Source organism: Azospirillum sp. B21 (genome assembly GCF_008364825.1).
Taxonomy (GTDB): Bacteria; Pseudomonadota; Alphaproteobacteria; order Azospirillales; family Azospirillaceae; genus Azospirillum.
Genome location: NZ_VTTO01000029.1, coordinates 34,812 through 46,500 on the forward strand (window position 1 = coordinate 34,812; position 11,689 = coordinate 46,500).

General features: G+C 68.5%; 11 protein-coding genes. 8 read left to right on the forward strand and 3 right to left on the reverse strand.

Annotated features, from left to right (window positions below; genetic code table 11):
• The first annotated feature begins 52 nt into the window (after positions 1-52).
• Entirely contained in the window at positions 53-1,294 is a 1,242-nt protein-coding gene (locus FZ983_RS32035; RefSeq protein WP_247884068.1) for an MFS transporter, read from the forward strand.
• Positions 1,295-1,299: 5 nt separating this feature from the next.
• Positions 1,300-1,830, forward strand: a complete 531-nt coding sequence (locus tag FZ983_RS32040) for a GNAT family N-acetyltransferase (protein WP_211103025.1) — start codon at positions 1,300-1,302, stop codon at positions 1,828-1,830.
• A gap of 20 nt (positions 1,831-1,850) precedes the next feature.
• Here the strand turns inward: FZ983_RS32040 and FZ983_RS32045 are convergent, their stop codons facing one another.
• Positions 1,851-2,105 (reverse strand): hypothetical protein, encoded by a 255-nt coding sequence (locus tag FZ983_RS32045; protein WP_188092597.1) that lies wholly within the window; start codon positions 2,103-2,105, stop codon positions 1,851-1,853.
• Between the two features lie 95 nt (positions 2,106-2,200).
• The gene (gene pyk, locus FZ983_RS32050) at positions 2,201-3,700 is read right to left on the reverse strand and encodes a pyruvate kinase (RefSeq protein ID WP_149228805.1); all 1,500 of its coding nucleotides are present in this window, start codon (positions 3,698-3,700) and stop codon (positions 2,201-2,203) included.
• 505 nt (positions 3,701-4,205) lie between these two features.
• On the opposite strand from pyk, the gene FZ983_RS32055 reads away from it, so the two are divergent.
• On the forward strand, positions 4,206-5,168 hold the full coding sequence (locus tag FZ983_RS32055; RefSeq protein ID WP_282187074.1) for a LacI family DNA-binding transcriptional regulator: 963 nt from the start codon (positions 4,206-4,208) through the stop codon (positions 5,166-5,168).
• A gap of 19 nt (positions 5,169-5,187) precedes the next feature.
• Here the strand turns inward: FZ983_RS32055 and FZ983_RS32060 are convergent, their stop codons facing one another.
• Positions 5,188-5,367 carry a hypothetical protein gene (locus FZ983_RS32060; protein ID WP_149228810.1) on the reverse strand — a complete coding sequence of 60 codons (180 nt, stop codon included), beginning with the start codon at positions 5,365-5,367 and terminating at the stop codon, positions 5,188-5,190.
• Between the two features lie 636 nt (positions 5,368-6,003).
• On the opposite strand from FZ983_RS32060, the gene FZ983_RS32065 reads away from it, so the two are divergent.
• From FZ983_RS32065 to FZ983_RS32085, 5 genes are all read left to right on the forward strand, one after another.
• Positions 6,004-7,353: an MFS transporter gene (locus FZ983_RS32065; RefSeq protein WP_149228824.1), complete on the forward strand. Its 1,350-nt coding sequence runs from the start codon at positions 6,004-6,006 to the stop codon at positions 7,351-7,353.
• A gap of 98 nt (positions 7,354-7,451) precedes the next feature.
• A complete protein-coding gene (gudD, locus tag FZ983_RS32070; RefSeq protein WP_149228812.1) occupies positions 7,452-8,786 on the forward strand; it encodes a glucarate dehydratase in 1,335 nt (444 codons plus the stop codon).
• Between the two features lie 42 nt (positions 8,787-8,828).
• The gene (glxR, locus tag FZ983_RS32075; protein WP_149228814.1) at positions 8,829-9,719 is read left to right on the forward strand and encodes a 2-hydroxy-3-oxopropionate reductase; all 891 of its coding nucleotides are present in this window, start codon (positions 8,829-8,831) and stop codon (positions 9,717-9,719) included.
• A 15-nt stretch (positions 9,720-9,734) separates the two neighbouring features.
• Positions 9,735-11,015, forward strand: coding sequence for a glycerate kinase (locus FZ983_RS32080; RefSeq protein ID WP_149228816.1), 1,281 nt, complete (start codon positions 9,735-9,737; stop codon positions 11,013-11,015).
• Positions 11,016-11,032: 17 nt separating this feature from the next.
• Positions 11,033-11,689, forward strand: a 657-nt coding sequence (locus FZ983_RS32085) for an HpcH/HpaI aldolase/citrate lyase family protein (protein WP_149228818.1), incomplete at its 3' end; no start/stop codon positions are given.

Sequence of the window (11,689 nt, forward strand, 5' to 3'; positions counted from 1 at the left end):
CGATCAAATCAATAAATTTGCCTTTTCAACGGCGGTCCGCGACGGTGGGGCCATGACGACCGCAGCCATTCCCTCCTCCGCCCCCTCCTCCACATGGCTCGTGCTGCTGTGCGCCAGCCGCTTCGCCACGTCGTTGTCCTTCATGGTCTATGCCGGCGCGCTCGTGCCCGCGATGCAGGCCTGGGGCATGTCGGCGGGGGAAGCCGGGTCGATCCAGACCGCCTTCAACATCGGCTACGCCCTGTCGCTGGTGGGCTCCTCCTGGTTCGCCGACAGCCTGGGCGCCAAGCGCGTCTTCCTGTGGGCGAGTTGGGCGACGGCCCTGACCGGCCTTGCCTTCGCCTTCTTCGCCCGCTCGGCGGAAAGCGGCCTGCTGCTGTTCTCGCTGATGGGGCTGACGCAGGGCGGAACCTACGCCCCCTCCATCATGCTGGTGGCGCAGGGGGTGCCGACGGCGCGGCGGGGTGCGGCGGTCGGCTGGCTGCTGGGGGCGGGGTCGCTCGGCTATTTCGCCTCCATCGCTCTCGCAGCATGGCTGGCGGAGCGGTTCGGCTACGAGGCCGCCTTCATCGCCTGCGGGTTGGGACCGCTGCTGGCGGCGCTGCTCGCCACGCCGGGACTGCGCGGGCGCGCCAATCTGGTTGCCGGCGGCGCGTCACGGCGGCTGCGCGGCGCCTTCCGCTTCCTGGCCGACCGCCGGTCCTTCCTGCTGACCGCCGGCTACACCACCCATTGCTGGGAACTGCTGGGCATGTGGGCTTGGCTTCCGGCCTTCCTGACGGCCAGCCTCGCCAACTCGGGCGGGGCCGGCGTTCGCGGCCTGTGGATCGCCGCAGCCATCCATCTCTCGGGCTTCCTGTCGTCGCTGCTGATGGGCCGGGCGTCGGACCGGCTGGGCCGGCGGGCCGTTCTGGTGGCGATGGGGCTGCTGGGTGCGGCCTGTTCCTTCACCATCGGCTGGATGGACGGGATGCCGCTGGTCCTGGTGCTGGCGGTGGCCGCCCTCTACGGCTTCTCGGCGCTGGGCGACTCTCCCGTCCTGTCCACGGCGATGACGGAATCGGTCGAGCCCGGCAGCCTGGGGGCGGCGCTGGCCGTGCGCTCCATCCTCGGCTTCGGCGCCGGCGGCGCCGCACCGCTGGCGGTAGGGCTGGTGCTGGACCAGACTGGCGGAATGGCTGGCACGATGGGGGGCTCCCCCTGGGGCTGGGGTTTCGCGCTTCTCGGCGTCGGCGGCGGGTTGGCGACCGTCTGCGCCCTTCTTCTTCCCGCCGACCGTCCTCACCGGAGTTGATCCTTATGCCTGCCATCACCGTGCGGGCGTCCACCGACGCCGACATCCCCGCCATCGCCGCGATCTATGCCCGTCATGTCCTGCACGGCACCGCGTCGTTCGAGGAGGTTCCGCCGGACGAGGCGGAAATGGCGCGGCGCCGCGCCGACATCCTGGCCCGCGGCCTGCCCTATCTGGTGGCGGAGTGCGAGGGGCGGCTTGCCGGCTACGCCTATGCCGGGCTCTACCGCACGCGCAGCGCCTACCGCTTCACGCTGGAGAACTCCGTCTACGTCGCCGACGGCATGGGCCGGCGCGGCATCGGCCGGGCGCTGATGGAGCCGCTGATCGAGATCTGCGAGGCGGCGGGATACCGCCGGATGATCGCGGTGATCGGCGACAGCGCCAACCACGGTTCCATCGGCCTGCATGCCGCCTGCGGCTTCCGTCCCGTCGGAGTGCTGCCGGCGGTCGGCTTCAAGTTCGGCCGCTGGCTGGACAGCGTTCTGATGGAACGCCCGCTGGGCGAGGGGAGCGACGGGCTGCCGGTCGGCTGACCCGGCTCAATCCGCCCCGATCAATCCGCCCCCAGCAGCTCATCCCGGCGCGGGCCGGGCGCCTTCGCCATCGGCACCGTCAGCGGCAGCTCCACCGTGGGCAGCCGCCAATCGACCGGCGGTGCCGATCCCGGCGTCGGCCGATACCGGTCCAGCACCGCCAGCACGGTCAGCAGCGCCAGGGCCAGCGCCGCCACCAGCAGCCGGCGGTCCACCCCGGCCAGCGGGCCTTTCCCTTCGGCGGGTTCGGTGTCGTCGCGATCCGGCAGGGCCATGCTGCGTCCTCCCCTTCCCATCGGGCCTCTATCGACAGGCCTCATGTCCGGGGATCAGCTTGAACCATGCGGCCGATCGTCACAACAGGCGCCGCTCACGGAAAGCACGCCGCGGTCTCGCGCTGCATCGTGGAGCCCTGTGACGGCCGATCGACCCACGCGATCCGCAGGATGTTGGTGTTGCCCGGAACGCCGAAGGGCACGCCGGCGGTGATGACGACGCGCTGGCCTTCCTGGGCAAGCCCGCTGGCATGGGCATAGCGGACGGCCTTCTGCACCATCTCGGAGAAGCTGCCGATGTCGCGCGTGTGGAGGCTGTGCACGCCATAGGCAAGCTGCAGGCGGCGCGCCGTGGCCATGCTCGACGTCAGGCAAAGGACCGGCACGTCCGGCCGTTCCCGGCTGGCGCGCAAGGTCGTCGAGCCGGAGGTGGTGTAGGTCACGATCGCCGCCGCATGGATCGTCCTGGCAACCTGCCCGGCTGCCGCGGTGATGGCGTCGGCGGAGGTTTCCTGCAGGCTCGGGTGCTGGGATTCGACGATCTTGCGGTAAAGCGGGTCGGCTTCGACGCGCTGCGCGATGCGGTCCATGATGGACACCGCTTCCACCGGATACTCGCCCGACGCCGTTTCGGCCGACAGCATGACGGCGTCGGCTCCGTCATAGACGGCCGTCGCGACGTCCGACGCTTCGGCACGCGTCGGCGCCGGGGCGGTCACCATCGATTCCAGCATCTGGGTGGCGACGATCACCGGCTTGCCGGCCAGACGGGCCTCGCGCACGATCCGCTTCTGAAGCGCCGGGACATCCTCCGGCGGCAGCTCGACACCGAGATCGCCGCGCGCGACCATCACGCCGTCCGACAGTTCGACGATCAGTTCGAGATGCTCGATCGCCTGCGGCTTCTCCATCTTCGACAGCAGCGCGGCACGCCCGCCGATCAGCCGGCGCGCCTCCGCCACGTCCTCGGGCCGCTGCACGAAGCTGAGCGCGACCCAATCCACGCGCTGCTCCAGCGCGAAATTCAGATCCAGGCGGTCCTTGGCGGTCAGCGGCGACAGCGGCAGCACGACGCCCGGCACGTTCACGCCCTTGCGGTCCGACAGGCGGGTGCCGCTGACCACGACCGTATCGGCATGGTCCGACCCGCAGGCGGTGACGCTGAGCCGGACCCGTCCGTCGTCGAGCAGAAGCTCGGCCCCCGGCTGAAGGGCCGCGAAGATTTCCGGATGCGGCATGCCGACGCGCGTCCCGTCACCCGGTTCGGACGACAGGTCCAGCCGCAGCATCTGCCCCTGGCTGAGGGAGATCGACCCGTCGCGGAAGGTGGCGAGCCGCAGCTTCGGTCCCTGCAAATCGGCCATGATCGCGATGGGGCGGCCGAATTCCTGCTCCATCTCGCGGATCGCCCGCAGCCGCTCGCCATGGTCGGCGTGGCTGCCGTGGCTGAAATTCAGGCGAAAGACGTCGACCCCGGCGACGAACAGCTCGCGGATCCGCTCCGGCGTCGAACTGGATGGTCCGATGGTCGCCACGATCTTGGTCTTGCGCTGGCGCGGCGGAAGACCTGACGGACTGCTGCGGAGAAGGGCCATGGGCTGGTTACTCCTGAAGATGAGGCGCGGCGGAATGCGGCACGGCGTGTGGGCTGCGGCATTGCCGGGACGGCGGAGCACCGGCGCCGCCCGGAACCGGGGCTGGCGCAGCGGGCAGAGGATTGGGGACCGCGCTCCCGGCCGGCGGCGGATCGCATCCGATCCCGGCCACGCCGGTTTATGACAGCGCTGTCATCGGGCACCGTATCGCTGCGCCCATAGCTTGAGAAGGATTTTCTTCGTCGTTTCCTGCGACAAGTCGCCCATCCTCTCGTTCATCTTGCCGAAGGGGCCTGGAACGGAACCTCCGGAACTTGGCAAACGGCGTTCGACAGCCCTATGTTGTCCTGAACTCTTGAACCGGCTTACCGAAGGGACACTCGTGTCTGATCCCCTGCCCACCCATAGCAAACGGAAGCCGGGCAAGAAGGCGCCCCAGCCGGATCAAAAAAAAGCGGCACCCCGTACTTCAAGCCGGTCTTCCGGCAGCGTCACGCTCGAAGAAGTGGCGCGGATGGCCGGGGTGGCGCCGATCACCGTTTCACGGGCGATCAACCGGCCGGAACTGGTGACCAAGGACACGCTGGACCATGTGCGGGAGGTGATCGCCCGCAGCGGCTATGTTCCGAACCTGCTGGCCGGCGGCCTCGCCTCCAAGCGCAGCCGGCTGGTGGCGGCGATCGTCCCGACCATCGGCAACTCGATCTTCGCCGAAGCGGTCGAATGCCTGACCGATCGGCTGGGCGAGGCCGGCTACAAGGTGCTGCTGGGCCTGTCGGGCTATCCGGCCTCGCGGGAGGACGAACTGCTCGCCACGGTGCTGAGCCGCCGCCCCGACGCGGTGTTCCTCACCGGCATCACCCATTCGCCCCAGAGCCGGCAGCGGCTTCTGGCCGCGAAGATTCCGGTCGTGGAGACCTGGGATCTCACGCCGACTCCCATCGACATGCTCGTCGGCTTCTCGCATGAGAAGCTCGGGCGCGCGGTGGCCGCCTATCTGATCGGCAAGGGATACCGCCGCCTCGGGCTGGTCTGGGCAAGCGACGAACGCGCCGCCGTCCGCCGCCGGGGCTTCGAGGAAGCCGCGGCCGAACGCGGCGTCACCGACATCCAGGTCGCGATCCTGCCGGCGCCCGGCAACCTGAAGCTCGGGCGTGAAGGGCTGGCGAAGCTGCTGGAGGGGCCGCAGCGTCCGGATGCCGTCTTCTGCAGCTCCGATGCGCTTGCGCAAGGCGTCCTGACGGAAGCCCAGGCCCGTGGCCTGTCGGTGCCGGGCGATCTCGCGATCATGGGCTTCGGCGACCTGGAATTCGCCCCCTATACCTATCCCGCCCTCTCCACCGTGCGGATCGACCGGCAGGCGATCGGCCGGCTGTCGGCCGAAGCGATGCTCGCGCGGTTCGAAGACAAGCCCGTCGAGAAGATCGTCGACATCGGCTTCGAGATCGTGGAGCGGGAAAGCACCTGAGCCCGGTCTGCCCCCCCGATCAGGTGAAGGGAAGGTCAATGCCGAGCACCGGAACATTCCGGACCCACTCCGCATGACCGGCTTCGGCCTCGCCTGAATCGAACCCGTGCAGCACGGCGAGCTCCACCGCCGCCGCGAGTATCGCCATGACCATGAACTTCAAGGCGAAACGTTGAAATTCCGCCGACTGTTCTGACATTCTAATCTCCTGATCACGATGCGCAGGCATCGGGTGAAAGAGTGGCAGGGCCTTCCCCGCCGATGCCCGACATTATTGACAGCGCTGTCACTTGACACAATCGCCTGCGCCGCATGACTGGCTTTACGATGCCGCAGCGCAGCGCAGCGCTATTATGAGTCCCGGCCCCTCCGCTCCTTGCCGGTCGCAGCGCTATTATTTAGCCATGACTTGCGGACTTCATAGAAGAACCCGGACCATGATCATGAATATGCCCTCTCCCCTGAAGTATAGCCTGACCTAGGCAAACGATGCGGCGCCCTGCCGCAGGTCGTGAGAAGAGCTTTTTGTTTTCAGTGCGTTAGGCGGATCACATCCTTTTTCCTCTGACAGCGTTGTCATAGAGGCCGCGCGAGAGGCGAAATTTCTCCTTGGATCTCCGGAATGGCAGCGCTATCAATTTGTCACTGATAGCGCTGCGAAACCAAGGGCCGCCCAGTGGCGGGACCCGCAGAAGCGCCAAACCGTGACCTTCCGCAAGGCACACGCCAAAGCCCCCCCAAAAAGCAAGAATCGGGCTGGAGCCGGGCGGTATCATAGGGAGCAATGTCCATGTCCGCTGAAGCCTCCATACCAACCGACGCGGTGGTTGACGGAATGGCCACGCCGCCAACAGCAACACAGGCAGCAGCCGCCCAGGCGAAACCGACGCATGTGCGCTACCTGATCGTGCTCATGCTGTTCATCCTGACCGCCGTGAACTATGCCGACCGCGCCACGCTGTCGATTGCCGGTCCCGCCGCCGCCAAGCAGCTCGGTCTCGACGCCGTGGCGATGGGGTACGTCTTCTCCGCTTTCGGCTGGGCCTATGTGATGGCCCAGCTTCCCGGCGGCTGGCTGCTCGACCGGTTCGGCTCCAAGACCATCTATTTCTTCAGCCTGATCACCTGGTCGTTCTTCACCCTGATGCAGGGCTTCGTCGGATTTCTCGGCGCCGGCACGGCGATCCTCACGCTGTTCGCCCTGCGCTTCATGGTCGGCCTGACGGAAGCGCCGTCCTTCCCAGCCAACTCGCGCATCGTTTCCGCCTGGTTCCCGACGGCGGAACGCGGCACCGCCTCGGCCGTCTTCAATTCGGCGCAGTATTTCGCCACCGTGATCTTCGCCCCGCTGATGGCGTGGATCACTGCGACCTACGGCTGGCAGTACGTCTTCTACGTCATGGGCGGGCTGGGCATCGTGCTCGGCTTCGTCTGGATGAAGGTGCTGTACAGCCCGAAGGAACACCCGCTCATCAACAAGGCCGAGCTCGACCACATCGAGCAGGGCGGCGGTCTGGTCGACATGGACAATGCCAAGAAGGCCAAGACCGGCGGCGGTCCGAAGCTCGGCTACCTGAAGCAGCTGCTGTCCAACCGCATGCTGCTGGGCATCTACATCGGCCAATACGCCATCACCACGCTGACCTACTTCTTCCTGACCTGGTTCCCGGTCTACCTCGTCCAGGGCCGCGGCATGACCATCCTGAAGGCCGGCCTGATCGCCTCGGTTCCAGCCATCGCCGGCTTCATCGGCGGCGTGCTGGGCGGCGTGATCTCCGACTGGCTGATCAAGAAGGGCTACTCGCTGTCCGTTGCCCGCAAGACGCCGATCGTGCTCGGCATGCTGATGTCGATGAGCATGATCGCCTGCAACTACGTCGATGCCGAATGGCTGGTCGTCGCCATCATGGCGCTCGCCTTCTTCGGCAAGGGCGTCGGGGCGCTGGGCTGGGCCGTCGTGGCCGACACCTCGCCGAAGGAGATCGGCGGCCTGTCGGGCGGCCTGTTCAACACCTTCGGCAACACCGCCGGCATCACCACCCCGATCGTCATCGGCTATCTGGTCGCCGGTTCCGGGTCCTTCGACGGCGCGCTGATCTTCGTCGCCGCCAATGCCGCAGTCGCAATCCTCAGCTACCTGTTCATCGTCGGCGAGATCAAGCGCGTGGAACTGAAGACGCTCTGACCCGTCCGCGCCGCACCCCGATCCGCCCCCCTCGTCACACGATCATCCGAAAGCGGAGCGCGGCTCCAATCCCGCGCCCCTTCCCTGGAGTTCCCGCCATGGCCACCCAATCCTCCCCCAAAGTCACCGAAATGCTGGTCGTGCCGGTCGCCGGCCATGACTCGATGCTGCTGAACCTGTCGGGCGCCCACGCCCCCTTCTTCACCCGCAACGTGGTCATCCTGAAGGACAGCGCCGGTCACACCGGCGTCGGCGAGGTCCCCGGCGGCGAGAAGATCCGCCAGACCCTGGAGGATGCCCGCGCCCTGGTGGTCGGCCAGCCCATCGGCGCCTTCAACAACATCCTGAATGCCGCCCGCAAGGCCTTCGCCGACCGTGACTCCGGTGGCCGCGGTCTGCAGACCTTCGACCTGCGCATCGCCATCCATGCCGTCACCGCCCTGGAAGCGGCCCTGCTCGACCTGCTCGGCCAGTTCCTGGAGGTTCCGGTCGCGGCCCTGCTCGGCGAGGGCCAGCAGCGCGACGCGGTGGAGATGCTGGGCTACCTGTTCTATGTCGGCGACCGCAACAAGACCGACCTGCCCTATCGCTGCGAACCCGATGCCAGGAACGACTGGTTCCGCCTGCGCCACGAGGAGGCCCTGACGGCCGATGCGGTGGTCCGCTTGGCAGAAGCCGCCCACGACCGCTACGGTTTCAACGACTTCAAGCTGAAGGGCGGCGTGCTGCCCGGCGAGCAGGAGATCGAGGCGGTGACCGCGCTCGCCAGGCGCTTCCCCCAGGCGCGCATCACGCTCGACCCCAACGGCGCTTGGTCGCTGGAGGAGGCGATCCGCCTGTGCAAGGGCAAGGGCGACGTGCTGGCCTATGCCGAGGATCCCTGCGGCGCCGAGAAGGGCTATTCGGGCCGCGAGGTGATGGCGGAGTTCCGCCGCGCCACCGGGCTGCCGACGGCGACCAACATGATCGCCACCGACTGGCGCCAGATGGGCCATGCCATCCAGCTGCAGTCGGTCGACATCCCGCTGGCCGACCCGCATTTCTGGACCATGCAGGGCTCCGTCCGCGTCGCCCAGATGTGCCATGACTGGGGCCTGACCTGGGGTTCGCACTCCAACAACCACTTCGACATCTCGCTGGCGATGTTCACCCACGTCGCCGCCGCGGCGCCGGGCAAGATCACCGCGATCGACACCCACTGGATCTGGCAGGACGGCCAGCGCCTGACCAAGGAGCCGTTCCAGATCAAGGGCGGTCTGGTCGCCGTCCCGCAGAAGCCGGGCCTGGGCGTCGAGATCGACATGGACCAACTGGCCAAGGCGCATGAGCTCTACAAGGAACACGGCCTGGGTGCCCGCGACGACGCCATCGCCATGCAATACCTGATCTCCGGCTGGACCTTCGACAACAAGCGCCCCTGCCTCGTGCGCTGACTCCCGCCCCGCGACGACAAGATTGCTTTGGAAGGAAAAGAGATGAGCAAGATCGGCTTTATCGGTTTGGGAATCATGGGCGCGCCGATGGCGGGCCACCTTCAGGCGGCGGGCCACGCGCTGTTCGTCCACACCGTCGGCCCGGTGCCCGACGCCCTGACCGCCGGCGGTGCCGTGACCTGCGGCTCCGGCAAGGAGGTGGCGGAACAGGCCGAGATCGTCTTCATCATGGTCCCCGACACCCCCGACGTCGAAAAGGTCCTGTTCGGCGCCGGCGGCGTCGCCGAGGGGCTCAGCGCCGGCAAGATCGTGGTGGACATGTCCTCCATCTCCCCGGTCGCCACCAAGGACTTCGCCCGCCGCGTCAACGAACTCGGCTGCGACTATCTAGACGCGCCGGTGTCGGGCGGCGAGGTCGGCGCCAAGGCCGCCTCGCTCACCATCATGGTCGGCGGCCCGGAAAAGGCCTTCGGCACCGTCCGCCCGCTGTTCGAGCTGATGGGCAAGAACATCACCCTGGTCGGCGGCAACGGCGACGGCCAGACCACCAAGGTCGCCAACCAGATCATCGTCGCGCTCACCATCGAGGCGGTCGGCGAGGCCCTGCTGCTCGCCGCCAAGGCCGGCGCCGATCCCGCCAAGGTCCGCCAGGCCCTGATGGGCGGCTTCGCCAACTCCCGCATCCTGGAGGTCCATGGCGACCGCATGGTCAAGCGGACCTTCGATCCCGGCTTCCGCATCGAACTGCACCAGAAGGACCTCAACCTCGCGCTCGCCACCGCCCGCTCGCTCGGCGTCAGCCTGCCCAACACCGCCACCGCTCAGGAGCTGTTCAACGCCTGCGCCGCCAACGGCGGCAAGGCCTGGGACCATTCCGGCATGGTCCGCGCCCTGGAGATGCTCGCGAACTTCGAGATCGGCCAAAAAGCGTAAAGGGAGGCTCCGCCCATGTCGACCGCTCCGCGCGACCTGCTGCGCCAGATGTTCGATGCCGCAATCGCCGCCGCCCAGCCGGCGCTGTGCGTGCCGGCCAACCTGCCGGACCCGCCGAAAGGCCGGCTGGTGGTGATCGGCGCCGGCAAGGCCTCGGCGGCGATGGCGCGGGCGGTCGAGGAGCATTGGCCGGGAGAGCTCTCCGGGCTGGTGGTCACCCGCTACGCCTACGCCGTGCCGTGCCGGCGCATCGAGATCGTCGAGGCCGCCCACCCGGTGCCCGACGCCGCCGGGCTGGCCGCCGCCGAGCGCATCCGGGCGCTGGTCTCCGGCCTCGGGGCGGACGATCTGGTGCTGTGCCTGATCTCCGGCGGCGGCTCGGCGCTGCTGGCACTGCCGCTGGACGGCGTGACGCTGGCGGACAAGCAGGCGGTCAACCGCGCCCTGCTCGCCTCCGGCGCCACGATCGCCGAGATGAACTGCGTGCGCCGCCACCTCTCCGCGGTGAAGGGCGGACGGCTCGCCGCCGCCTGCGCCCCGGCCCGGGTGCTGACCCTGCTGCTGTCCGACGTGCCCGGCGACAACCCGATGGACATCGCGTCGGGCCCCACCGTCGGCGATCCCACCGGCTGCGCCGACGCGCTTGCCATCCTCCGCCGCTACGGCATCACGGTGCCGCCCGCGGTGCGCGACGTGCTGGAAAGCGGGCGCGGCGAAAGCGTCAAGCCGGACGACCCGCGGCTGGCGGGCTGCGAAACCCGCCTGATCGCCACCCCGCAGATGGCGCTGGAAGCCGCCGCGGCGGTAGGGCGCGAGGCCGGCTACCCGGTCCACATCCTGAGCGACCGCATCGAAGGCGAGGCGCGCGACGTCGGCAGGGTGCTGGGCGGGCTCGCCCTGCAGGTGGCCGACCGCGCCCAGCCCTTCACCGCCCCGTGCATCCTGCTGTCGGGCGGCGAGACCACGGTGACGGTGCGCGGCTCGGGCCGCGGCGGCCGCAATGTCGAGTTCCTGCTGTCGCTCGCCATCGCGCTGGACGGCCATCCCGCCATCCACGCCATCGCCGGCGACACCGACGGGGTGGACGGGCAGGAGGAGATCGCCGGCGCCATCATCACCCCCGACACGCTGGCGCGGGCCTGGAGCCTGGGGCTGAAGCCGCGCGACAGCCTGGCCGACAACGACGGCCACGGCTTCTTCGAGGCGTTGGGCGACGGCGTGGTGACCGGCCCGACCCTGACCAACGTCAACGATTTCCGCGCGATCCTGATCGGCGCGCCCGATCGACGCATGTAGAGCCACGAGGTAAAGCCATGACCATTCCCCAGAATTCCTTCAAGCGCGCGCTGGACGCCGGCCGCCTGCAGATCGGCCTGTGGTCGATCCTGTCGAGCCATGTGACGGTGGAGATCATCGCCGGCTCCGGCTTCGACTGGCTGGTGCTCGACACCGAGCATTCGCCCAACGAGCTGCCGATGGTCTACAGCCAGCTGCAGGCGGCGGCCGCCGGCGGGCGGGCGCATCCGGTGGTGCGGGTGCCGTGGAACGACATGGTGACGCTGAAGCGCTACCTGGACATCGGGGTGCAGTCCTTCCTGATCCCTTATGTGGAGAGCGCGGAGGAGGCGGCCAACGCGGTGTCCTACACCCGCTATCCGCCGCATGGGGTGCGCGGCTATTCGGCGGCGCCGCGGGCGAGCGGCTTCGGCCGGATCAAGGACTATCCGCAGCTGTGCGAGGCGGAGCTTGCGGTGCTGGTTCAGGTGGAAAGCCGCAAGGGCCTGGACAACATCGAGGCGATCGCGGCGGTCGACGGCGTGACGGGCGTGTTCATCGGCCCCGGCGACCTCGCGGCGGCGCTGGGCCATGTCGGCAACCCGAAGCACCCGGAGGTGCAGGCGGCGATCGAGGACGCCATCGCCCGCATCCGCGCCTGCGGCAAGCCGGCCGGCATCCTGTCGGCGGACGAG